Genomic DNA, 23,504 nt, shown 5'->3' with positions numbered 1-23,504 from the left:
GCCACGTCACAGCCCGTAGCGCATCACGGGCAGCACCGGAACTCCGGGCCGTGGCGACCAATCCCGTTCGGGCACATGGACGAAGCCGAGCCGTTCATAGATCCGCCGGGCATCGGCCATCGGCGCCATGGTGGTCAGCACGATCGCCTCGAAGCCCTCGGCGCGGCCGATCTCGATCACCTCGCGCACCAGGGCGGTTCCCACGCCGAGTCCGCGCGCCCGCTTACCGACGGCGAGCATGCGGAATTCGAGCTCGCGTTCGCGCGCGACGGCCGCGTACGACGTGCCAGGCCGCGCGACCGTCAACGAGCCGAGCACATCACCGGCACGCACCGCCACCAGAACATCGACCACCGCGGCGCGGGTCTCGGTATCGGAAAGCTCCGCGACATAGGGACTTTCGGGATCTATATAACCCTCACCGACGTAGACGTCGAGTGTGAGCGCACCCACCGCCTCGTACTCCTCCGGCCGCGCCAGCCGTATCTCGAAGTCCGCCGCACCCACACTCACCACTCCATCCGAACCTGTGAACCGATAAATCCTCAGCGACCGTAGGACTTATCCCACAGCCTCGGGCCCGCCGTCCAACAGTTTCCGGAACCCGTCCTCGTCGAGAATCGGCACACCCAGTTCCTCGGCCTTGGCGGCCTTCGTGCCCGGGGCGTCGCCGATCACCACATAAGCCGTCTTCTTCGACACCGAACCCGCGGCCTTACCGCCGCGCACCAGAATCGCCTCCTTGGCCTCGTCGCGCGAAAAACCTTGCAGCGAACCGGTCACCACGATCGACAGACCCTCGAGATTGCGCTCGATCGACTCGTCGCGCTCGTCCACCATGCGCACCCCGGCCGCGCGCCACTTGTCCACGATCGCGCAGTGCCAATCGACCTCGAACCACTCCGTCAGCGCGGCCGCGATCGTCGGCCCGACGCCGTCGACGGCGGCCAGTTCCTCGGCGGAGGCGTTCTCGATCAACGCCATATCGGCGAAGGCCGCGGCCAGCGCGCGGGCGGCGGTCGGCCCGACGTGGCGAATCGACAGCGCGACCAGCACCCGCCACAGCGGCCGATCCTTGGCCGCCGCCAGATTGTCGAGCAGGCGACGACCGTTGGCCGACAGACTGCCGTTCTTGTTGACGAACAGCGTGGTGCCGAGCAGTTTGTCCTCGGTGAGATCGAACAGATCGCCCTCGTCGTGGATCGCACCCGACTTCAGCAGATCGACCGCGGCCTCATACCCGAGCGCCTCGATATCGAAGGCCCCGCGCCCGGCCACATGGAACACCCGCTCCCGCAACTGCGCCGGACAATCGCGCTGATTGGGGCAGCGGATATCGGCGTCGCCCTCCTTCTCGAACGCCAATTCGGTGCCGCATTCCGGGCAGTGGGTCGGCATCACGAATTCCCGCTCACTGCCGTCGCGCACATCCACCACCGGCCCGAGCACCTCGGGGATGACGTCACCGGCCTTGCGGATGGTGACCGTATCGCCGATCAGCACGCCCTTGCGCTTGACCTCCGAGGCGTTGTGCAGGGTGGCCATCGAGACCGTCGAGCCCGCGACGGTGACCGGCGCCATCACCGCGAACGGCGTGACCCGTCCGGTGCGCCCGACATTGACCTGGATGTCGAGCAGTTTGGTGGTCGCCTCCTCCGGCGGATATTTGTAGGCGATGGCCCAGCGCGGCGCGCGCGAGGTGGCGCCGAGGCGACGCTGCAGCGACATCTCGTCGACCTTGATCACCTGGCCGTCGATCTCGTGCTCGATATCGTGGCGGTGCTCGCCCCAGTAGCGGATCCGCTCGATCACCGCGTCCACGCCCCGCACCCGCAGGGTGTGCTCGGAAACCGGCAGCCCCCAGGCCGACAGCGCGCGATAGGCCTCGTACTGCGACGCGGGCGTGAAACCCTCCATGCGCCCGAAGCCGTGACAGATCATGCGCAGCCGCCGCCGGGCCGTGACCGCCGGATCCTTCTGACGCAGCGAACCGGCCGCGGTATTGCGCGGATTCGCGTACGGGGCCTTGCCCTCCGCGACGATCGCGGCATTGAGGTTCTCGAAGTCCTCGAGTCGGAAGTAGACCTCGCCGCGCACCTCGAGCAGTTTCGGAATCGGGAACTCGTCGCTGTCGGCGAGGCGTTCGGGCACATCGTCGATGCCGCGGGCATTGAGCGTGACGTCCTCACCGGTGCGGCCGTCGCCGCGGGTGGCCGCGCGGACCAGTCGACCATCCTCGTAGACGAGGTTGAGCGCCACCCCGTCGATCTTCACCTCGCACACATAGTGCAGATCGGGACCGGTTTCGGCCTCCACTCGGCTCGCCCAGACGCGCATCTCCTCCTCGTTGAACACATTGTCCAGCGACAGCATTCGCTCGAGATGGTCGACCGGGGCGAATTCGGTCGCGAAACCGCCACCGACCTGCTGGGTCGGCGAATCGGGCGTGCGCAGATCCGGATGCGCCTCCTCCAGGGCCAGCAGCTGCTGGAACAGCTTGTCGAACTCGCCGTCGGAGATGATCGGTGCGTCGCGCACGTAGTAGCGGAACTGGTGCTCGCGCACCTCTTCCGCCAGACGCTGCCACTCCGTCCGCTCGTCGGCCGACGCCGCGGCCATCTCGATCCCGGGTTCGTTCACCTCTGGCACATTAGCCCAGCCCACCGACAACCCCGAGACCCCAATTGCGCACGTCGCCCGCGTTTCGCGGCGGGGAACACCCGGTCCGGACCCGGGGTTGGATTCGGTATGGAACTCGATACCGCGCTCGACTTCGCCCGCACGCAACGGGACTCGGTGCTGACCACGATCCGCAAGAACGGCCGCCCGCAGCTGTCGAATGTCACGCACTGGGTGGGCCAGGACGGCGTGATCCGGATCTCCATCACCGCCGACCGCGCCAAATACTTCAATCTGCGCCGCGAGCCCTGGGCGGCGCTGCACATCACCCGCGCGGACTTCTGGGCTTACGCGGTACTCGAGGGCGAGGTGGAGCTGTCCCCGATCGCGGCGAGCGCCGACGACGCGACGGTGGAGGAGCTGATCGCCTACTACCGCGCGCTGTCGGGCGAGCATCCGGACTGGGACGACTATCGCCGGGCCATGGTCGCGGACCGCCGGGTGGTCGCCCGCATCACCCCGAACCACGCCTACGGCATGCTGAACCGATAGGGGTATCCGCAGGCCGCGGCGACGACCTCGCGCCGGATTCCGGCGACGCCCCGAATCCGGGGCGCACTCCAGACAGCGGTGGGCGAAAACTGTTTCGTTCGGCTACTTTTCGATGCCGTAGCCGCTCGCCTTCCGGCGCGTCGGGTCAGCACATCTGCGAGTACGACGCAATGACCGACTCTCCGTACCACTGCCCCGAAACGGACTCGAGAGTCTTTGCATCAGACCATAACCACGCCGCCGCGACGCAAACGGTGATGTAGCGCAATTTGTTTCGCTCATCATGTGCAGACCGCCGTGTTTCCATCTAGAAGCATGAGAGCAACACGCAAACGGGCGACCCGGTACGCCGCCCTGTCGATAATGACCTTGGCCACAACGATATTCGCCTCCACCACGGGAGCCTACGGTGAGCCGCCGTCGGCGCCGCAACCACCGTCCGGCAGCTCCGATCTGGTCAAGGCGCCCAAGCAGATCCTGAAGGATCCGCAGGGCACGGTTCGCCAGGTGGTGCCACAGCAACCCCTACCGGTACCGTCGGGCACCCCGCAGGGCGCGCCACAGGCCGCCCAGGCCCATACCCGGGGCGTGGAGCAGGTCTTCACCGGCGAGGCCGTCGGCAAACTCGTTGTCGACCAGGTGCTTCCGGTGGGCAAGGGTTCGACCGTGCGGCTGCGTCAGGAGATCGACTCGGTTCCGGTATTCGGCGCATCGGTATCGCAATCGCTGAACAAGGACGGTTCGCTGCTCGCGGCGACCGGCTCGCTGACGCAGAAGTCGCAGGGGAAGTTCGCCACCACCAAACCGTCGCAAGAGGTTTCGACCACCGCGCTGAAGGCCATCGCCGATCAGACCAAGTCCCCGCTGGACAAACTCGCCGTCGACGGGGTCAAGGCCTACTGGTACGACCCGAAGCTGGCCGCGGTCCCGGACGGTAAGAGCGTCGCGGTGCCCGCGTTCAAGGTCGATGTCAAGGGCGACGGCAAGGGTGACGCCAAGAACGAACCCGGCCGCTGGGTCGTGTTCGTCGACGCGAACAACACCGCCAAGGTGCTCGACAGCTGGAGCGACGCAAAGCATCTCAACCGGGTGATCTGTGACGCGCAGGATCAGCAGCTGGATCTGAACAGCCCGTACGATCCCACCCAGTGCGGCACCTCCGACGGATTCCAGGCCGTCCGCACCGAGGGGCAGCCCCCGACCGGCGTCCAGGACGTCGATCGCGTCTACGACTACTTCGGCAATACCGAGGGCTTCTACACCAAATACACTCAGCTGCCGGGCAATCTGACCGAATACATCGGCAACGACACCGGCGACGGCAATGGCAAGGCCCTGCGGGCCACCGTCCGGATCTGCGATCTGTCGGCATGCCCGTACGCCAACGCGTTCTGGAACAACGACCACATGGCCTACGGCGACGGCGTCACCACCGAGGACATCACCGGCCACGAGCTCACCCACGGTGTGACCCAGAACGTCAACGGTCTGGTGTACCGCAACGAATCCGGCGCGATCAACGAGTCGATGTCGGATATCTTCGGTGAGTTCGTATTCCTCACCGACACCGCCAACAGCTGCAACACCCCGGCCAACCGGTGGAAGCTCGGCGTCTGCAGCTCCCTCGGCGTCATCCGGGATATGAAGGACCCCAAATCGCATCGTCAGCCCGACACCTACCGCGGGACCTACTGGTACACCGGCAGCGGTGACCAGGGCGGCGTCCACACCAACAGCGGCGTCGGCAACAAGGCCGACGAGCTCATGGTCGACGGCGGCAGCCTCAACGGCGTCACCGTCAGCGGCATCGGAATCGAGAAGACCGCGGCGCTGTACTGGACCACGCAGACCATGCTGACGTCCAACGCCACCTACAGCTCGCTGGGCAGCGCCTTGAATTCGGCGTGCCGGACCAATGTGCAGAACGGCGTCGCGGGCACGACCGCGGCCGATTGCACCCAGGTCGCCAACGCGGTCAAGGCGGTCAAGATGCCCGTCCTGAACGTCGCGAGCTAGTCCCTTCGAAGCCGAGCCGGACGTCTCGTCGCCCTGGGCGAGACGTCCGGTTCCCGTTTCGGGCAGTAGGGGTTCCGGAATCGACGAAGATCATTGCGCGCGGAGAGTCGATGATCTAGGTTGCGCGACGCGCGCCGGTCTCGTGTCATGAAAGCTGTTTGATTCGACCAGCTCTCGCTCACATAAGCCCACGTCAGCTGGCCGGATGAGCCATTCTACGCGCGAGTACGCGACATTGATCCCCTCTTGATTTCACTGCGTCGAACCCGTTGCGGCCGAGGATATTTGCGTAACCGGCAAGTAACCCCCGATGTCGCGCAAGTGATTTCACACACAGGGCTTCGAGGCCCGTGCTTCCATCTAAAAGCATGAACCCAAGAAAACGGGCGGTGCGTTACGCCGCCTTATCGGTAATGACCTTAGCCACAACGATTTTCGCGTCGACGACGGGTGCCTACGGTGAGCCGCCCTCGGCCCCGCAGCCGCCGTCGAGCAGCTCGGATCTGTCCGTGGTGCCCAAGCAGGTCCTGAAGGACCCCGAGGGCACGATTCGCCAGGTGGTGCCTCAGCAGCCCGTGCCGGTGCCGGCCGGTACGCCGCAGGAAGCGCCCTCGGCCGCACAGGCGCACGCGCCGGGCGTCGAGAAGGTGTTCACCTCCGATCAGGTCGGCAAGCTCGTCGTCGACCAGGTGTTGCCGGTGGGCGAGGGCTCCACGGTGCGGTTGCGCCAGGAGATCGACTCGATCCCCGTCTTCGGCGCCTCCGTCTCGCAGCTGCTGGCCAAGGACGGTTCGCTCGTCTCGGCGACCGGATCGCTGACCCAGAAGTCGCAGGGCAAGTTCTCCTCCACCAAGGCGGCCCAGGCCGTGACCACGACTGCGGTGAAGGCGATCGCGGACAAGACCAAGACCCCCGCCGATCAGCTGGCCGCCGATGAGCCGCAAGCCTTCTGGTACGACGCCAAGCTGGCGTCCGTGCAGGACGGCAAGAGCGTCGCGGTGCCCGCGTTCAAGGTCGAGATCAAGGGCGACGGCAAGGACAAGGAGAAGCCCAGCAACTTCGTCGTCTTCGTCGATGCCAACGACAACGCCAAGGTGATCGACAGCTGGGATGCGGCAGCGCATCTCAACCGCGTCGTCTGCGATGCCAAGAACAAGCGCGTCGACCTGAACAGCCCCTACGACCCGACCGAGTGCGGGACCGCGCAGGGCTTCAAGGCCACCCGTTGGGAGGGCATGGGTCCGGTCGGTGTCGCCGATGTGGACAACGTCTTCAACTACTTCGGCAACACCGAGGGCTTCTACACCAAGTACACCCAGCTGCCGGGCAACCTGACCAGCTACATCGGTAAGGACACCGGCGACGGACACGGTAAGGCCCTGCGTGGCACCGTCCGGATCTGTGACCTGTCGGCATGCCCGTACGCCAACGCGTTCTGGAACAACGGCCACATGGCCTACGGTTCCGGTGTGACCACCGAGGACATCACCGGCCACGAGCTCACCCACGGCGTGACCGAGAAGACCAACGGTCTGATCTACCGCAACGAGTCGGGTGCGATCAACGAGTCGATGTCGGACATCTTCGGCGAGTTCACCTTCCTCACCGATACGGCCAACTCCTGCAACACCCCGGCCAACCGGTGGAAGCTCGGCGCGTGCAGCTCCCTCGGCGTCATTCGCGATATGAAGGACCCCAAATCGCATCGTCAGCCCGACACCTACCGCGGGACCTACTGGTACACCGGCAGCGGTGACCAGGGCGGCGTCCACACCAACAGCGGCGTCGGCAACAAAACCGCGCAGCTGCTGGTCGACGGCGGCAGCCTCAACGGCGTGACCGTCACCGGCATCGGCCTGGAGAAGACCGCGGCCCTGTACTGGACCACGCAGACCATGCTGACGTCCAACGCGACCTACCGCACCCTCGGCAGCGCACTCAACAACGCGTGCAAGGCCAACGTGCAGAACAAGGTCAAGGGCACCACAGCGGCCGACTGCACCCAGGTCGCCAACGCGGTCAAGGCGGTCAAGATGCCCGTCCTGAACGTGGCCAGCTAGTCCCTTACGAAACAGAGCCGGACGTCTCGCAGCCCTGGGCGAGGCGTCCGGTTTGTTTTGCGCCCCAAAGGTAATGCGCGAATACGACGGCTGGGAGAGCGTCGATTTCAACGCCCACGTGCAATCGGCATGCCGCGACGTTCGATGAGTTGGACCGTCCAGATGCCTGCGGCGTCGGTGGATTCCAGCAGCGCCGCGAGCAGTGCCAGACCGACGCCTCGGCCGCGGGCATCGGGGTGGACGTGACGAAGTGCTCGAAGGTGGTGCCTTCACGAACGGCGTCGGCGTGCGCAAGAGGGTTGTCGGTCATGGCGGTGCTCCGCGTTCAGTGCGGGGTGGTGATGCGGGAGAAGCGGTTTCGTAGCGCGAGGGAGACGTACACCAGGCCGACGAGGACGGGGACTTCGATCAGCGGGCCGACGACTCCGGCGAGGGCTTGACCCGAGGCAGCGCCGTAGGTCGAAGGAAGCGAACAGCCGGTGCGACCGACCCACTTGCATACGGATCAGGAGCAGCAGCTCGCACCGGAAGCGACAGCCTCTTCCGCAGTACCGCAGCACGTCTGCAAGGCCTCGGCATCGCCGAGTTCCGGTGCGGTGCCGAAGGATTCACCGTCGGCGAGCACGGTGTAGACCTCCCAGCGCTCGGTATCCGGCGCGGTGACCCAGACCTTGTCCTGGGTGGCGAAGCAACACGTGGTCGCGATCTGCTCCTCCGTGAACAGGCCCGCCTGGGACAGGCGCGCGATCTCGGCGCGCACATCGTCGGAGGACTCGACCTCTACGCCGAGGTGGTTGACGGTGCCGCCGTGCCCGCGGTTTTCGATGAGCACGAGCTTCAGCGGGGGCTCGATGACGGCGAAATTCGCGTAACCGGGCTTGCGCTTGGCGGGTTCAGCGTTGAAGAGGGTCGAATAGAACGTGACCGCCTGATCGAGGTCGTCGACGTTCAGAGCGAGTTGAATGCGGGACATGACGGGATCCTCCAGCTGTGAGACATATATCGAAGAACTGACGACAGGAGTGTGCACCGCCTCTTCGACATATGTCAATGAAGTCGGTAGAGTTGCCTCATGCCCAAGGCGCTGCCCGTGATCGATATGTCCGCCCCTGTCTGCTGCCCACCCGTGGCAGCCGCACCGGTCGACGACGCCGCCGCGCTCGAGGTGGCGCTGCGGCTCAAGGCGATCGCCGACCCGGTGCGAGTGAAACTGATGTCACTGCTACTGACCAGCACGACCGGAGAAGCGAATAGCGGAGACCTCGCCGCGACGGTCGGCTTGTCGGAATCGACCGTCAGCCATCACCTTGCCCAACTCCGCAACGCCGGGCTGATCGAGTCCGAGCGCAGAGGAATGAATACCTTCCACCACGCCCGTCGCGACGCACTGTCAGCGCTCTGCGCAGTCCTGGACCCCAACTGTTGCGGCTGACTCCGGCTCGTTCTTCGATCGTTCGCACGAGACGGCGGCAGCAAGATCAGGACTTGCCCGAAGCTTCCGGCTCCGGCAGCGTCTCACCGGTTTCCAGCAGAGTCTTGAGGTTGGCCAGGATGCCGGGCCAGCCCTGGCTGATGCCTAGCAGCACACCGCTGCCCGGCGCGAAACCGTCATGCACCACAGTGAGTTTCACGATCTCGCCCATCGGTTCGATCTCGAAGGCCACCTTCGAACGCGGCTCGCTCCCCCACGCAGCAACATCATCCGGATTCATCCGCATCGCCTCGGCGAAGGACGAATCGAAGGTGTGCCAGGTGTAAGACAGCCTCCGGTACGGATCGGCCTCCAGCACCACCTGCGCCGCGTCCTTACTGGACCAATCCTGTTGGTGCCAGACCATTTCCGAGCCGACCTTCCAGTCGGTGTCGAACGTCGCCCCCCAGTACCGCTTGGTGAACGCCGGTTCCGTAAGCGCCTGCCACAACAGGCGATCCGTGGTCTTGATGTAGGTCGTGTAGACGAATTCGTTGGTCATGGCCGTGCTCTCCAATGCGGTTTTCAGGTCGGCGAGGGCGTGGATGCGCCCGCGGTCGTAGCGATTGATCCAGCGGTCGGCGATGGCGTTGATGGGTTCGGCATTGAGGTAGTGCAGCTTCTCCCGGCCGCGACGACGGGTCGTCACCAGGTTGGCCGCCGCCAGTACGGCCAGATGCTTGCTGACCGCCTGCCTGGTCATCTCCAACCCCGCGCACAACTGGCTCAGAGTCTGGCCGTTGTGCGCGTTCAGGCTGTCCAGCAGCAAGCGGCGGCTCGGGTCGGCCAGCGCCTTGAACACCTCGTCCACATCACCATCCTCCATATGCAACCCCTTGGTTGCATAACTAGACAATAGGCATCCGTTTGGTTGCATGTCAAGCCGATGTCGCGCGATGTGGGCGCGGACGGCAGGATGGCACGGATGCTGCGCAGTTTTCAGGTGACCAATCACAGATCGCTGGCCGAATCGCAGGAACTGCGGTTGATCGGCAACCGGGCCGGCTCGCTACCGGCGCCCGTCACGGCCGTGCACGGGGCGGCCGCCAGCGGTAAATCCAGCCTGATCGATGCGCTGGCGCAGATGCGCGACGCGGTCCTGAATTCGGTCACCGGATGGGATCCCTACGCCGGACCGGTGCGCGCGCCGCATCTCGGATTCGCGGATCGCCCTTCGGAATTCGTCGCGACCTTCGTCGCCGAGGGCATTCCCTACAGCTACGGCTTCCGGCTCGACAACGCCGATGTGACCGCCGAATGGCTGCACAGTCATCCGCACAATCGCAAGCGCATCGTCTTCGAGCGCGAGGACGATCAGGTGCGCATCGGCCCGATGTTCGAGCCGGTTCGCTACGGCATCGGCGCGCTGGTGCCGCTGGTGCGCCCGAATGCGTTGCTGCTCAGCCTGTCCGGGCAGATGTACGCCGAGGCGCTGGTCCCGGCCTACCGCTGGTTCGCTACACAGTTGGAAGTGCTTCGCGGGCCCCAGGATTCGAGTGAGATCGCACACCGCCTCGGCAGTCACATCACGCGCTCGGCCGACAACGCCGCGCGGCTGCTACTCCTGCTGCGCTCGGCCGAGCTGGGGATCTCGGATCTGCTGATCGCCGACCACGACCCCATGTACGCCGACTACCTACGCGATCTCGACGGCGAAATCGCCACCCTGGCAAAGGAACTCGACTCCGCCATCGCCTCCCCCTCGCACGCCGCACAGCTCGAGAGCGACCACGGCCTCACTCCCCTGGCCCTGGAACGCGAGCTCGCCAATCTGCGCACCGCCCGCGACACCCTCTACGCCCGCATGGTCGCCCGCCGCGGCGTCGGGCTCGGCCTGGTGCACGAGGGCATCGAGGCGAGTTTCGACATCGCCGACGAATCCACCGCCACGCTGGCGCTGCTGCGGCTGCTGCCCGCGGTGCTCGACGCCCTGGACACCGGCCGCGTCCTGGCCGTCGACGATATCGATACCCATCTCACCGGCGATACCGCCGACCGCCTCATCCAGCTGTTCCAGAATCCCGAAACCAATTCCCGCGGTGCGCAACTGGTCTTCACCACCCGCCACCGCACCCTCGTCGACCGCGGCAACGGTCGCTCGCAGTCGCGCCGCACCACGGTCTGGCAACTGCGCCGCACCGCCGCCGGGACAAGCGAGCTGACCGCGCTGTAGATCGGCGGCCGCGGGGCAGCGCATAGCATGGGGGCATGCTGGAGTTCGCGTTCATCGTCATGCTTGCGCTGGTGCTGATCGGGCTGTTCACGGTGTATCGCCGCGGCCGGGTCGGCAAGGCGCCCGCACAGCCCGAGACCGGGACTCTGCGCGTCACCGGCGTGAGCCCGCGCCCGGCGGCCCAGGGTGAGCAGTACGTCACCATCACCGGGACCATCACCGGACCGACGGTCCCCGGTGAAACCGTCTACGGACGGTTCGCCTGGGACGTCAACCAGTGGCCCTCCCCCGGCGAGGACATCACCGTGGTCTATCCGATGGGCAAACCCGACCGCTGGCAGATCAACCACCCCGGCGCCCGGCCGTATCTGGGGTCCTGATCAGTCCGCGAAGGACAGCTCCTCCGGCTCCTCGCCGAACGCGCGGGCGACGTCGGTGGCCAGCGACAGCGAGCGGCGAGCCCAGCTCAGCGGGGCGGTCGACAGGCCGCAGGCGGGGCTGATCAGGATCCGCTCGGCCAGGGTACGACGGCGGAACCCGAGGCGGTCGATCAGGCGGACCGCCGGTTCGGCGACGGCGCGCCAGGTCGGCGGCGTCGCGGGCGCCTTGGTCGGAACCAGGCCCAGGGCCAGGAATTTGCCGCCGTCGAGCAGTTCGCCGACCGCGTCGAGGTCGCTCGTCGCGATGGTGGCGAGATCGAAACCGATTGCGGCCGCGGCGCTTCCACGAAGGAACTCCAGGGGCGGTGCGCCGGCGCAGCTGTGCACCAGGACGGGGGCGGACTGGGCGGCGATCACCGTGTCGAGAATGTGCAGGGCCTCGGGGCCGGGGAGGGCGGGCACGGTGTCCAGTAGGCTGGTGCCCTTCAGTGAACCGTTCAGGACATCGGTCAGTGACGGTTCATCCAGCTGCACAACGACATTCGCGCCCAATCGGCGGGCGACCTCGGCGGCGTGCCGGGACACGCCCTCGGCCAGTGATTCCGAAAGGTCGCGCACCGCACCGGAATCGGTGAGGATACGATGGCCGCCGGACAGCTCGACCTGAGCGGCCAGCGTGAGCGGGCCCGTCGCCTGCACCTTGATCGCGCGGCCGCTGTCGCCGAGACCCGCTGTCTCCCAGGCTTCTTCGAGCGCGTCCAGATCGGTGCGCAGCAGATCGTGGGCGCGCCGAGACACCGAACCGGGCCGCGGCGCGAGCCGGTAGCCCCGGGTCGTGGTATCGAAGCGCAGATCGATCAGCAGGGCGGAGGAACGGCCGATCATATCCGAACCCGTTCCGCGGCCGGGCAATTCGACCAGGTGCGGGAGATCGGACAGTTCACCGACGATCGTCGCCGCGGCCTCCCGCGGATCGACGCCGGGCCAGGAGCCGACACCGGTCGCGATGCCGCCGCGCAGGATCGGCTGTTCGTCGGATACCCGCACAGTCCCACCTCCCCGCGCGGTGTCGATACCGATCACCGCGCGCTCTCGGGCATCAGCTCGCCCGCGAGATTCTCGGCCCGATCACCGCTGGTTCCGCTGATCGTGCCGCTGCCGATCACCTGATCCCCCAACGCATCCGGACGATACAGCACCACGGCCTGCCCGCGCGCCACACCGGTCAGCGGTTCGCGCAACCGGACCACCAAGCCGCCTTCCACATCCTCGGCGACCGCGGGTGCGGTGCCGCCGTGCGCGCGCACCTGCGCGACGCATTCGATCGGGCCGGACGGTGTCGCGCCGGAGGTCCAGATCGCCCGATCCGCCAGCACGGTCCACACCTCCAGCTCCTCGGCGGGGCCTACGTGCACGGTGCCGGAGTCGGGGTCGATGCCGGTCACATAGCGCGGGCGGCCATCGGCCGCGGGTCCGGGCAGGCCGAGTCCCTTGCGCTGGCCGATCGTGAAGCCGTGCACGCCTTCGTGTTCGGCGATCTTGTGTCCGTCGGAGTCGACGATCGCACCGGGCCGGATGCCGATCTTCGCGCCCAGGAACGCGCGAGTGTCTCCCGACGGGATGAAACAGATGTCATGGGAGTCGGGCTTGTTCGCCACCGCCAGCCCGCGCTCGGCGGCCTCGGCGCGAATCTGCGGCTTGGGTGTGTCGCCGACCGGGAACATGGCCCGCGACAGCTGATCCGCCGTCAGCACGGCCAGCACATAGGACTGATCCTTGTCGGCGTCGACGGCTCGGCGCAGCACGCCGTCCTCGAGGCGCGCGTAATGTCCGGTGACCACGGCGTCGAAGCCGAGGGCCACCGCGCGGTCGGCCAGGGCGGAGAATTTGATCTTCTCGTTGCAGCGCAGACACGGGTTGGGCGTCTCACCGGCGGCGTAGGCGGCGACGAAGTCGTCGATCACGTCCTCTTTGAACCGATCGGCGAAATCCCAGACGTAGAACGGAATTCCGAGCACATCGGCGGCACGCCGGGCATCGCCGGCATCCTCCTTGGAACAGCAGCCGCGCGAACCTGTGCGCAGCGTTCCCGGATTCGCCGACAGCGCCAGGTGCACCCCGACCACCTCGTGTCCGGCTTCGACCGCGCGCGCGGCGGCAACGGCGGAATCGACTCCGCCACTCATCGCGGCGAGCACTCTCATCGGGTACCTCCCTTCGCCCCGGCCAGTCCGGCGGCCTTGGCGCGCTCCACCACCGGAGGCAGCGCGTTCAACAATGTCTCGACGTCGGCCCGAGTCGAGGTGTGCCCCAGCGAGAAGCGCAGTGAACCCCGCGCCTGCCGGGCATCCGATCCCATGGCCAGCAGCACATGACTCGGGGCGGCCACGCCCGCGTTGCAGGCCGACCCCGTGGAACATTCGATCCCGGCGGCGTCGAGCAGCATCAGCAGCGAATCACCTTCGCAGCCAGGGAAAGTGAAGTGCGCGTTACCCGGTAGCCGCCGCTCGCCCGGGGGGCCGTTGAGTATCACGTCGGGCACCGCCGCCCGCACTCCGGCGATCATGTCGTCGCGAAGTCGGGTCAATTCGGCTGTGCGCGTAGGCATTTCCGCGACGGTTTGGCGCAGCGCGGCCGCGAAGCCCACGGCCGCGGGCACATCCGAAGTGCCCGAACGCAGGTCGCGCTCGTGTCCGCCGCCGTGCAGCAACGGCACGCACGGCACCTGACGACCGAGGAGTAGGACACCCGCGCCGTGCGGGCCGCCGAGCTTGTGACCGGCGAAACTGGCCGCGGCCAAACCGGTTCGGGCGAAGTCGATGGGCAGCTGAGCCCCGGCCTGCACCGCGTCGCTGTGCAGCGGAATATCGAATTCCTGTGCGACGGCGGCCAATTCGGCGATCGGCTCGATCGTGCCGACCTCGTTGTTGGCCCACATGACGGTGATCAACGCGGTCTCGTCGGCATGGTCGGCCAGCGCCGCCCGCAGGGTGCGCGGGGACACCACACCGTCGCCGTCCACCTCGAGCAGCGTCACCCGCGCGCCCTCGTGCTGTTCGAGCCATTCGACGGCATCGAGTACGGCATGGTGCTCGATCGCACCGACCAGGATCCGATCGCGCCGCGGATCGGCCTCCCGCCGCGCCCGATAGATCCCCTTGACGGCGAGATTGTCGCTCTCGGTCCCCCCCGAGGTGAAGATGACCTCCGAGGGCCGCGCCCCCAGATCCGCCGCGACCGACTCGCGCGCCTCTTCCAGCAGCCGCCGCGCCGCCCGCCCCGACCCGTGCAGCGACGAGGCATTACCGGCCGTCCCCAGCACAGCAACCATCGCCTCGACAGCGGACGGGAACATGGGTGTCGTGGCCGCGTGATCGAGGTAGACCGTCTTGGGCACCGCACCGACCGGACCCGGGAAAGCCGACTTCATGACCGACAAAGCCTATCCCATCGTTGACCTGCGAATCCTTGGGGTCTCCCCCGGGGATCTACGAATTTTCTACGATTTACCCACGAGTCGTAACGGGGGTGCGGGGGCGGGGTATTCCCCGAGGCCTGGTCGAGGTGTGTCTTCGGTGGTGAACGCTGCGGGCTCGGTTTCGGTCGGGCCGCGAGCAGATCGGCTATGGGACGGCTGCCGTGCCGTGAACCATCTCTCGACATTCGACGGATACGCCGTGAGATGACGCATCACTACTACTGCGCATTCCACAGGAATCGAACGCGCGTTCGATAACCTCCAATCGGCGATCGAGTCCGCCTGACAGTCAGCGACGTACACGTTTTCGAGGCAGCCGAGCATCTTCCATAGGATCGATCAACCTGGTTGCTTGCGAAACGAACGACAATCATCGCCTACCGAGGACCGCCAGAGAGACTCGACCAGGACTCAGAGAGCCGATGAACGCCCGTCGGGAGCGGTGTCCAATCGTTTCGCCCGCCGAGCTTCACTGGGCACCGACAACTTCGCAATAACGCCGACGACGCCACGGAGCTGGGACGGCCTGCGGAAGGCCAGATCGAGCCTCAGGTGCACGACCGACCGGCTCATCACTTCGCCCCCTGCGGTCCACGACACGTCGAAAACCACCCCGCGTGCGCCACAGCACGGCCGATCACGAACACCATTACCGCCGCCACGATCACCAGTCACGACGGTCTGCCGTGCCCACCTGCGACGAACCCGAGCACCCTCACCGCTGGTAGCAGAAAAGGCTGACCGCGAGTGGAGCCGCGCGCACCCCGGCCCTGATGAGATCCAGGGGTCACCACGGCACTCGCGAGCGCGCCGTCCTTCTCAGCCGCCAGCGCCTTTCGAAGATGCCCCCGACCACGACCACCGGTCGCCCCCTCCCCAACAGCGGCCGTATCCCGTCCGAGCACCATGGCGACACGCTCCCCGACTCGACCCACGTGGAGGCTGTACACCGAATCTCGCCGCGAGTTACTCTGCGCGCGTGTCGATTTGACCGAGACACACGCGGACATGATCTTCCACCTCGGGAAGCTCAACAAGCCGAGGATGCCGAGCAAGATCGCGAGGCCGGAATTCGCCGATATCGACGATGCGGAGGCCGATGAAGCAATCTAGTTGTGGCACAGCACATGTGACCAATCATGCGAGGTCGCCGATCCCTGCGGCCGCCGACTTCTTTGGCCTCTAGGAGCCGGCCTCGCCGAGGGCTACACCCCGGAGAACGAAACCAGCCCGGCGAACGGTACTACGAGCGGCCGGCGATGCTGGAGCTCGCCGGAGACGTGGCCGGACGGCGGATCCTGAACGCCGGCTGCGGGTCGGTTCAGTTTCGCGGTGGTCGGCGGCAGCGGGAAACCTGTGGGTCATGTGACGGCGAAAGTTGTTGCCTCAGATGTCGCCGACGTCGCTATTGGACCGCAACCCCGCGCGCGGTCGAGGTGTCGCCGCCCGCGCCTTGGAGACATTGTCACAATGGGCGTTGGACGAGCAGCGCATGGTCGACCTCACCAGGCTCGAGCTGCTACGTGAGGAGGGCAACCACGCCTCTTGCCGAATGGCGGAGAAGTCCGGCTTTACTCTGCATGAACTGCGACCGGATCGGACTGCACGAACCTGCCCAGAATCGGCAGTTATGACCGAGCTCCCATTTCAATGGCTTGCTGACCGCCCAAGGCTGCGCGAGCTGATGGAACCGCGGATCTCGTCCGGTCCGGCGACATTCCAAACGGTCGCCGGGATCGACTCGGCCTACGACGAGGACAGCAATGTCGTCACCGCCGTGGTGGTATTGGATGCCACAACACTCGAAACTGTGGACACCGCCACAGCCAGAGGGCGCGTCACCTTTCCGTACGTGCCGGGGCTACTCGCCTTCCGAGAGCTGCCGGCCACCATCGCCGCACTCGAAAGGCTCGGAACCACACCGGATTTATTGCTCTGCGACGGCCAGGGGATTGCCCATCCTCGACGATTCGGACTGGCCTGCCATCTCGGGGTCCTGACCGGAACGCCGACGATCGGGGTGGCCAAAACCGTCTGGGGCGAGCACACCGCGCCCGGACGCAAGCGCGGCGCATCCGCCGATATCACCCTCGACGGCGAGGTGGTCGGCCGCGCGCTGCGCACCCGGGACGGCGTCAAACCGGTCTATGTTTCGGTCGGACACCGGATCGATCTCGACACTGCCTGCGCCGAGGTTCTTGCCCTCACCCCTAAGTACCGTCAGCCCGAGACCACACGTCGCGCAGACCACCTCTGCGGAACGTTGTTGCGCGGACGGTAGTAAGTGGAAGACTCTGGCCGTCGCGGTCGGGCACTCACTCCACCACCCAGTCCTTTAAAGCTCGTGCCGATTACACCGAATCCGACCGAAGCGACACCTGAAAAACTTTGCCGAGTTGGCCACCCAACGCGCACCAGCGATCTGGAGCGGCACATACCCGCCCGGTCACACCACATGAATCATGTGAATATTACAGGCGCACCGAGTGCGCTTAGAATGGCAGTCTCGAGTCAAATCGATGTCCGATGAAGGTGGATAATGAACCGTATCGACCTGACTTTCGATGAGGTCAGCTGGGATGATGATCTACGCCTGACGTACTGCGGCGAGCCTTACACCGGCGAGGCCATCGAGACGGTGGGCGGCGCGCAAGTGATTTCTCGAGACTTCTACGTCGATGGCGTTTTGCACGGCCCAACAAAACAGTGGTGGGCAGATGGACGAATCATGACGGAGGGTCAGATGCGTCACGGCCTCGCGGTGGGGGTCTTCCGCACCTGGCACAACAATGGTCAGCTCGGATCCGAGGTCGAGTTTTCCGACACTGGACAGGAGATATCCCGCAGAGAATGGGATGAAGCCGGCAAGCCAATACAGCGAATCAGCAGAATGGAACGATACATGAAGAGCAATGATCCTAGCTCTAGTTGTTTTCAACCTGGATCCCTTCGGGCCTGACAATATATAGACCGACAAGACCCTCCGACTGCGCGAGGGTCACGGTCTTGCTTTCGTAGAACCACTCCATTCGAGGCATATCGCCTTCGATATTCGATATCGGCGCACCCGACCCTTGCGCCCACTCTGTCTCGTCCGTGAATTCTTCGAAAGCGTTTCCGCGCGTCGATAATCCGTCCGAGCGGGACTACTCGCCGCTCGGGGATCGGCCGATCGGCGACTCGTCAGCGCACACGCGCCCACGACGCCCACGACGCCCAGTCTCCGAATAGCCGGAATCGACATTGCGGGCATTCGGCAAGCTGAGATGACCTCTGCCCGTCCCTGGATGGCCATCGACGAGATCCGGTCCGAGTCCTACTCGAGCGAGGGCGGGCGGCCTGGGCGACCATGCACGGCAACACATCTCGACGTATGCGATGCCCCGTGTCATTATCAGGGAATGTGGGATTTCGGGGTGGGATTTCTGGCGGGCGTTGTGCCACTGCTGCTCGTGCTGGCGGGTTTCGGCTTCCAGTACGGTGGCCCGCTCGCAGTGCTGACCGGCGAGCGCATGGTCCGGATGTTCGGGGCCGACAAGATCCGCTCCGGCTATTGGCTCTGGTTGAGAATCCTCGGTGCCACGCCCATCGTAAGCTGGGTCATCGGAATCGTTGTCGCCGCGGCTGCGCTATGGCAAGGCGGACTGGCTTTCGGTGCAGGTATGTTGATATCCCTCGCCCTGGTAGCCGCGCTCGCGGTCGCGGTCCACCCGCGGGTGATGCTGCACTACTTCTTCATGTGGACCGCGGATCCAGCACCGAACTCCTAACATCCCTGGGAGAGGACCTGTTTCGAGTGGCGGCCGTTGGCGGCGATCCTCAATCGGAAATATGGAGCCTTGAGCGGGCCGCGATGATCTGGGCCCGTTGCTCTTTCGGACGTGCCGCGTAGCCGCGTCGGAGCGCGCGGGATGCCGCTACTCAGTGTTGGCGTCAGGACCAGTTCCCGGCCAGGATCTGGTCCGGGTACCCGATGGGGGCGCTCTCCAAGCGGCTGCCCACCGTCATGTCCGGTGTGGCCCAATATCGGCTTGCCTTCCAACGGGTGCCGCGCCTGGAGTGGCTCTGAAGCCTCCTCACCACCGCGGCAGTCGCTCATGACTTCCCGATCAACAGCCAAAGACGCCAATGGAACGGGACCGCTGGCCGCGCCCTCGACGAACGAAGATCTCACTAGGGGTACTGCTCCCGTTCGGTAGAAACCGGGCGATTCGGGCAACCAGGGATTTACCGTGATCCTCGGACGTGTTCTGTTGCAACGGAACAGGTTTCGAAACCAACGTGGTACGTGCCTGCCGTTCGAGGTTATCAAAGAGGGGGACCAGTGATGTTCGTTGAGCAACCGCAGTCGCGGCGACGACCGGCTCGCGCAGCGCGCCTGGCGGCTGTCGCGGCGGTGATCGCTGCACTCACCGTGAGCGCAGTCGCGGCAAACGCGCAACCCCCCACCTCGAATCCATCGGGAACATCCACCACCGCATCCCCACCCGCGACGACACCACCGCCCCCTCCAACTACGGGCCCAAGCAGCACTTCCTCCGCGCCTCCCCGATCACGCTCGACCCAGTCACCAACGGCAGCGCCTCCGACAACCCCGCCGAGCACGAGCCCCTCGCAGACCACTCCAAAGACGACATCACCAACGATGCCAGCGCCGCCGTCGACGTCGAAAGCGCCTGTCGGTCGGTGGAAACCGACCGAGCATCCGAATGCGACGGTTGTGCCCGGGAAGATGCGGTCGGATCATGAACTGGTTCCCGGCGGATTCACCAAGGAGCAGGCCGACAAGGCCGAGACAATCGAAGCCGCCACGACCTCGCGCAATGCGCGGCGCCGGGTCACCGACGGGTGTCAGGTGTATTGGCCTGCACCGTACGAGGTGTGCGGGGCGATCCGCGACAAGTACAACGAGCTCGGCGGCCCGAACAGCTTTCTGCTGTATCCGACGAGCAACGAGCTGACCAATCCCGACGGTGTCGGCAAGCGGTCGACGTTCCAGAACGGCCCCATCTACTGGTCTTCCGAGGGCGGCGCGCATCCCGTGGTGAACCATTTCTTCGCCGCCTGGCAGCGCAACGGCTGGGAAGCCGGCCGGCTGGGTTATCCGACATCCGATGAGATCGTCAATCCGGACAACGTCGGTCGCCGCCAGTACTTCCAAGGCGGCACCATCTACTGGAAACTCAACGAGGCCTACTACGTCGCTGGAGCGATCCGCGACAAATGGGGTGAAACCGGTTGGGAGGGAGGTTTTCTCGGCTATCCGATGAGTGATGAGACCGGGACGCCGGACGGAATCGGCCGGTTCAATCGCTTCGAACACGGGGTCATCTACTGGACCGGCGCCTACGGCACACATCCGGTCAGCGGTGGGTTGCTGGACAAATGGGCAAAGTCCGGATACGAGAAGGGGCCCTACGGCTACCCCACCGCCGACCAGTACCAACGGGGTACAGCCTGGTATCAGGACTTCCAGTTCGGCACCATGGGCTGGCCCATCGATCCGGTCGCGACCACTGTCCCCACCGAACCCACGGTCGACGGCCGACCGAACACGGATCAGGATTTCGCCGTCGACGCCGCGCAAGGCACCCACAACGATCCGGTCTTCTCTGGACGTGCCTATACCGAAGATCCCTGCAACAAAGACACACCCTGCACCGGGCCGAGCGTCGCGTCGAAGGCGGCTCCCCCGCGGGGAGAAGACCTCTCGCCACGGGACAACGGCCCCGACGTGTTCATTCCGGACTGGTGCCTGAAGGGGCCCGGTGACGGGACCTGGGGGGTGGGAACGCAAGAAGGCGTGCACTACTTGGAACAGTTCTTACAACGTGTTCGACTCCAAAACCCACGAGATGCTCGGGAACATCCCGTACCACGTGCAAACCGGCGTCCTGTCCTCACATCGCACCGGTGAGATGCATCAGGAGTTCAAGATCTCTTTCGACGAGTTCCGGGGTGAGGTCGGCTCGCCGACGTTCAAATACAAGCCCGAGTACGTGGGTTTCGGCAGCGATCAGTTCAGCGTTTCCGGACCGGCCAGCGGAACATCGATCACAGCGCGCACCACGGTCACGCTGGTGATCGTGTGGAAAGAACACGACATGGCCGACTACGACATCGTCAACCGCGTCATGCGTCTGCACTGGAACTTCGGTAACCACGCGTCCAACATCTTCGACTCCACCTCCGGTCATCTGGAGGTCGATCAGTTCCGGTGCGACACGACGTTCAAGAACAACCAGCAGCGGCTGCAGCAAGGTTGCGTCGTGCCGAAACTGACTCCGCAATTCGAATTGACCGGGACGACACCCGAGTTGACCGGTCACGTGGAACGAGCGATAGCGTCCGGCCTTCCCGGCACCGCCGCCCGCCCGCTGCACCGGCAGACCGACCGGACAACCATCGATATCAACCGGCAAACGTCGTGCCCAGCCTCGGGACCCGTCCGCGACGGCCGCAGAATCGGAGACCGCCAATGCGACGAATACCCGATGGCCTCAACGACCGAAGGCGCAGCCTCGACCAGAGGCCCCGGCCGCACGTTCAACCCTGAATGCCACGTCCCAGACCTCGGCGCCAGCACCGATCCCAACGGGTACAGCGTCTGCATGATCAACAAAGATCACAACCAGGACGGTGGCCGCGCCCTGGGGACGTTCTACGCCGACAACCGCGTGGTCAACCAGGACCCGTTCACCGTCCACGCCTCCGGCGGCGTCCTACCCCCGATACCGTGACCTGACCTGCGCAGGCGGTCCCCGGTCCTACAATCAGGGCGGGGACCGCCCACCAAGGAGAGAACCGTGAACAGACGACACCTCTATCTCGCTCTCGCGGGAATCGCGGTCGTCGCGGCCGGAATCGGGTTGTGGACACAGTCGACCCCGAACGCCTCCCACCCACCCCGCAACGATTCAGCCCAACAAGAGAGTGGAGCCCCCATCCCCGCGCACCACGACCCCGGTTTCGACGAACCCACCATCGAGCCCGGAAAACCGTCCACCGCACAGGAATTCTACGAAGACTCCCGAAAAGGCGTCAGCCCCAACCAGCCCCCAGGCTTCGGCGGCTCCGTAGACACTGGCGACCTCGACGCCACGACTACGCCGTAGCGTCAGCACCAAATCGGATCGGCGGACATTCGCGAGGAAGTACGCACTCGCACCGGCACGGTTGACCGACTGCCACCACCCATACGCAGTCTGGCCAGCCCGCGGGCGGCCGGGTCCGCTACCGGCGCGTGCGCCACCACCACAGACCGAGTCTGTGGACGCTGTGCGAGGTCACGGCGCACTCGCGTCATCGCGGCTCGCCAATAGTCGGCCTATGGACGCCCTTGCGGCACACCGAGTTCCCGCCTGGCACGGCGCAAACACGGAATGCCGTAGAACGCGCCGCCGCGCTGCCGGGCGCTCTCGCCCCGCGCAGCCGCCGCATCTCAGAAGAGCCAGGGCCAGATACAGGCCTAGGGGGCGGCAGTACCGCGAATCACCTCTCAATGAGATGACACATCAAGAACCCAGCGTGTCACACACAGGTCGAACACGGGTTCGAGTATTCTCCAGCGCGTGGTAGAGGTCGGTGATCGAGTCCGCCTGACAGCCGGCGGCGTGCATGTTTTCGAGGTGGTCGAGATCGAAGACGAGCAGCGCGCGGTGGTCGTCGCCGTCGGCGACGCACCGGGCCGCTACCCCTTCAGCACTCAGACGAGATGGCTCGTCCCCGCAACCGACGAAGGCTGACCACGCAAGCACCACGACAGCCACATCAAGCGCCCCGAAGCCAACCCACCATGTCCGGCATATCTCCGCGGTCAAGCAAGTCCATCGCAACGCCTTGTTCAGCGCACCGTGCTGACCTGGCCGCGAAATGACCGAACACGCCCGGTTCACCGTCGTCACCGGGATCCCGGTCTACTTCCGCGACCCGAAAAGTCCCTGGCAGCGCGGTAGCAACGAGAACACCAACGGTCTTGTCCGCCAATACCTTCCCCGTACCGTCGACATGCGCGACTACACCCGAGCCGACCTCGACGCCATCGCCGACGAACTCAACCAACCACCTCGACAAACCGTCGGCCACAAGACACCATCAGAAGCACTCAACGAGGCGTTGCGATGACCGCCTGAAGCCGCAACCGGATGTTGGTGTGGTGTGAGGTCAACGGCCGGTGGGCGGCCCGCGCCGACGAGCAGGGCGCTCGCCGCACCGAGCAGGCACAGTGCCGCCGACAGGGTGAAACCCCACGCATAGCCCTGATGCGGGGTGGGTGCGCTGCCCACCAGATGTCCCATCAGGGTCGGCGCGCACATCCCGGCCAGTGCGTTCGGCACCGAGAAGGCGATGGTCAGCAGGAGTAGTGCGGTGAGCGTCCAGGTGCCTCTGGTCGTCGGCAGTGCCGCGCCTGAGCGAGCAGCGAGATCACGAACCATTAGGTAAGACTAACCAAAGTTGCTTGACGGCGTGCACTTTGGTTCGGCGGGCGGTGCGGTGCGTTTACGGGTGAGATCGACTGCGCCGCAGAACGTCCGGACATCAGCGTAAGTCGTTTTACATCAAGCAGTCATGCCGTCCCGGCCCCTGACTTCAGTCGACGCAAGTGCACGCACATGCCGCTTCCCGCGCTGTTCGCAGCGGGCTGCGCGGGCCGCCGAAAGATCAACAGGCCGAGGTCATCTCGACCTCGTGAACACACTGAAAGGCCGATACCCGCGCGTTTGTCCGCCGCGTGGATGCGGTGTGTCCTGTTGTC

20 protein-coding genes and 2 pseudogenes are annotated in these 23,504 nt (G+C 65.5%); 13 read left to right on the top strand and 9 right to left on the bottom strand.

What is annotated here, in order from left to right:
- Positions 1 to 6: 6 nt before the first annotated feature.
- Positions 7 to 507 carry a GNAT family N-acetyltransferase gene (locus NP4_RS03465; protein ID WP_067992086.1) on the bottom strand — a complete coding sequence of 167 codons (501 nt, stop codon included), beginning with the start codon at positions 505 to 507 and terminating at the stop codon, positions 7 to 9.
- Between the two features lie 54 nt (positions 508 to 561).
- Entirely contained in the window at positions 562 to 2,619 is a 2,058-nt protein-coding gene (gene ligA / locus NP4_RS03460) for an NAD-dependent DNA ligase LigA (protein ID WP_067992083.1), read from the bottom strand.
- A 129-nt stretch (positions 2,620 to 2,748) separates the two neighbouring features.
- Here ligA and NP4_RS03455 point away from each other — a divergent pair, with 129 nt between their 5' ends.
- From NP4_RS03455 to NP4_RS43140, 3 genes are all read left to right on the top strand, one after another.
- On the top strand, positions 2,749 to 3,171 hold the full coding sequence (locus NP4_RS03455; protein WP_067991572.1) for a PPOX class F420-dependent oxidoreductase: 423 nt from the start codon (positions 2,749 to 2,751) through the stop codon (positions 3,169 to 3,171).
- Between the two features lie 363 nt (positions 3,172 to 3,534).
- Positions 3,535 to 5,187, top strand: coding sequence for a M4 family metallopeptidase (locus NP4_RS43270; protein WP_067991569.1), 1,653 nt, complete (start codon positions 3,535 to 3,537; stop codon positions 5,185 to 5,187).
- 413 nt (positions 5,188 to 5,600) lie between these two features.
- Positions 5,601 to 7,247, top strand: coding sequence for a M4 family metallopeptidase (locus NP4_RS43140; protein WP_067991567.1), 1,647 nt, complete (start codon positions 5,601 to 5,603; stop codon positions 7,245 to 7,247).
- A gap of 4 nt (positions 7,248 to 7,251) precedes the next feature.
- Here NP4_RS43140 and NP4_RS41955 read toward each other — a convergent pair whose 3' ends face one another.
- From NP4_RS41955 to NP4_RS03435, 3 genes and pseudogenes are all read right to left on the bottom strand, one after another.
- Positions 7,252 to 7,557, bottom strand: a complete 306-nt coding sequence (locus tag NP4_RS41955; RefSeq protein ID WP_174556088.1) for a hypothetical protein — start codon at positions 7,555 to 7,557, stop codon at positions 7,252 to 7,254.
- A gap of 15 nt (positions 7,558 to 7,572) precedes the next feature.
- Positions 7,573 to 7,710 (bottom strand): annotated as a pseudogene (locus NP4_RS42340) (ACR3 family arsenite efflux transporter); the annotation flags it as partial.
- Between the two features lie 42 nt (positions 7,711 to 7,752).
- The gene (locus NP4_RS03435; protein ID WP_067991561.1) at positions 7,753 to 8,220 is read right to left on the bottom strand and encodes an ArsI/CadI family heavy metal resistance metalloenzyme; all 468 of its coding nucleotides are present in this window, start codon (positions 8,218 to 8,220) and stop codon (positions 7,753 to 7,755) included.
- Positions 8,221 to 8,319: 99 nt separating this feature from the next.
- Here NP4_RS03435 and NP4_RS03430 point away from each other — a divergent pair, with 99 nt between their 5' ends.
- Entirely contained in the window at positions 8,320 to 8,679 is a 360-nt protein-coding gene (locus NP4_RS03430) for an Rv2640c family ArsR-like transcriptional regulator (protein ID WP_067991559.1), read from the top strand.
- Positions 8,680 to 8,725: 46 nt separating this feature from the next.
- Here the strand turns inward: NP4_RS03430 and NP4_RS03425 are convergent, their stop codons facing one another.
- Positions 8,726 to 9,529, bottom strand: coding sequence for an ArsR/SmtB family transcription factor (locus NP4_RS03425; protein WP_067992080.1), 804 nt, complete (start codon positions 9,527 to 9,529; stop codon positions 8,726 to 8,728).
- A gap of 114 nt (positions 9,530 to 9,643) precedes the next feature.
- Between NP4_RS03425 and NP4_RS03420 the strand changes: the two genes are divergently transcribed.
- Both NP4_RS03420 and NP4_RS03415 read left to right on the top strand, forming a co-directional pair.
- Positions 9,644 to 10,891, top strand: coding sequence for an AAA family ATPase (locus NP4_RS03420; protein ID WP_067992078.1), 1,248 nt, complete (start codon positions 9,644 to 9,646; stop codon positions 10,889 to 10,891).
- Positions 10,892 to 10,926: 35 nt separating this feature from the next.
- A complete protein-coding gene (locus tag NP4_RS03415; RefSeq protein ID WP_067991556.1) occupies positions 10,927 to 11,271 on the top strand; it encodes a hypothetical protein in 345 nt (114 codons plus the stop codon).
- On the opposite strand, the gene NP4_RS03410 is transcribed toward NP4_RS03415, so the two are convergent.
- Genes NP4_RS03410 through NP4_RS03400 form a run of 3 tightly spaced genes read right to left on the bottom strand, consistent with a single transcriptional unit; the run spans position 11,272 to position 14,701 of the window.
- A complete protein-coding gene (locus tag NP4_RS03410) occupies positions 11,272 to 12,318 on the bottom strand; it encodes a methionine synthase (RefSeq protein WP_067991554.1) in 1,047 nt (348 codons plus the stop codon).
- Between the two features lie 32 nt (positions 12,319 to 12,350).
- Positions 12,351 to 13,475, bottom strand: coding sequence for a tRNA 2-thiouridine(34) synthase MnmA (mnmA, locus tag NP4_RS03405; RefSeq protein ID WP_067991553.1), 1,125 nt, complete (start codon positions 13,473 to 13,475; stop codon positions 12,351 to 12,353).
- Positions 13,472 to 14,701 carry a cysteine desulfurase family protein gene (locus NP4_RS03400; RefSeq protein WP_067991550.1) on the bottom strand — a complete coding sequence of 410 codons (1,230 nt, stop codon included), beginning with the start codon at positions 14,699 to 14,701 and terminating at the stop codon, positions 13,472 to 13,474. The genes mnmA and NP4_RS03400 overlap by 4 nt, the downstream gene beginning before the upstream one ends.
- 1,438 nt (positions 14,702 to 16,139) lie before the next feature.
- Between NP4_RS03400 and NP4_RS03390 the strand changes: the two genes are divergently transcribed.
- From NP4_RS03390 to NP4_RS03365, 7 genes and pseudogenes are all read left to right on the top strand, one after another.
- Positions 16,140 to 17,030: an endonuclease V gene (locus NP4_RS03390; RefSeq protein ID WP_342773407.1), complete on the top strand. Its 891-nt coding sequence runs from the start codon at positions 16,140 to 16,142 to the stop codon at positions 17,028 to 17,030.
- 258 nt (positions 17,031 to 17,288) lie between these two features.
- Positions 17,289 to 17,708 carry a toxin-antitoxin system YwqK family antitoxin gene (locus NP4_RS03385; RefSeq protein ID WP_067991539.1) on the top strand — a complete coding sequence of 140 codons (420 nt, stop codon included), beginning with the start codon at positions 17,289 to 17,291 and terminating at the stop codon, positions 17,706 to 17,708.
- A gap of 457 nt (positions 17,709 to 18,165) precedes the next feature.
- A complete protein-coding gene (locus NP4_RS03380) occupies positions 18,166 to 18,519 on the top strand; it encodes a hypothetical protein (RefSeq protein ID WP_147287840.1) in 354 nt (117 codons plus the stop codon).
- A gap of 950 nt (positions 18,520 to 19,469) precedes the next feature.
- Positions 19,470 to 20,666 (top strand): LGFP repeat-containing protein, encoded by a 1,197-nt coding sequence (locus NP4_RS03375; protein WP_245996959.1) that lies wholly within the window; start codon positions 19,470 to 19,472, stop codon positions 20,664 to 20,666.
- A complete protein-coding gene (locus NP4_RS03370; protein ID WP_147287839.1) occupies positions 20,581 to 21,489 on the top strand; it encodes a NucA/NucB deoxyribonuclease domain-containing protein in 909 nt (302 codons plus the stop codon). The genes NP4_RS03375 and NP4_RS03370 overlap by 86 nt, the downstream gene beginning before the upstream one ends.
- A gap of 831 nt (positions 21,490 to 22,320) precedes the next feature.
- Complete coding sequence (locus NP4_RS40605) at positions 22,321 to 22,494, top strand: hypothetical protein (RefSeq protein ID WP_156524877.1); 174 nt, start codon at positions 22,321 to 22,323, stop codon at positions 22,492 to 22,494.
- Between the two features lie 118 nt (positions 22,495 to 22,612).
- Positions 22,613 to 22,873 (top strand): annotated as a pseudogene (locus NP4_RS03365) (IS30 family transposase); the annotation flags it as partial.
- Positions 22,874 to 23,504: the final 631 nt, after the last annotated feature.

Origin of the sequence: Nocardia pseudobrasiliensis NBRC 108224, assembly GCF_001613105.1 — a bacterium.
Lineage (GTDB): Bacteria > Actinomycetota > Actinomycetes > Mycobacteriales > Mycobacteriaceae > Nocardia > Nocardia pseudobrasiliensis.
This window is presented reverse-complemented; position numbering and strand designations above follow the sequence as displayed.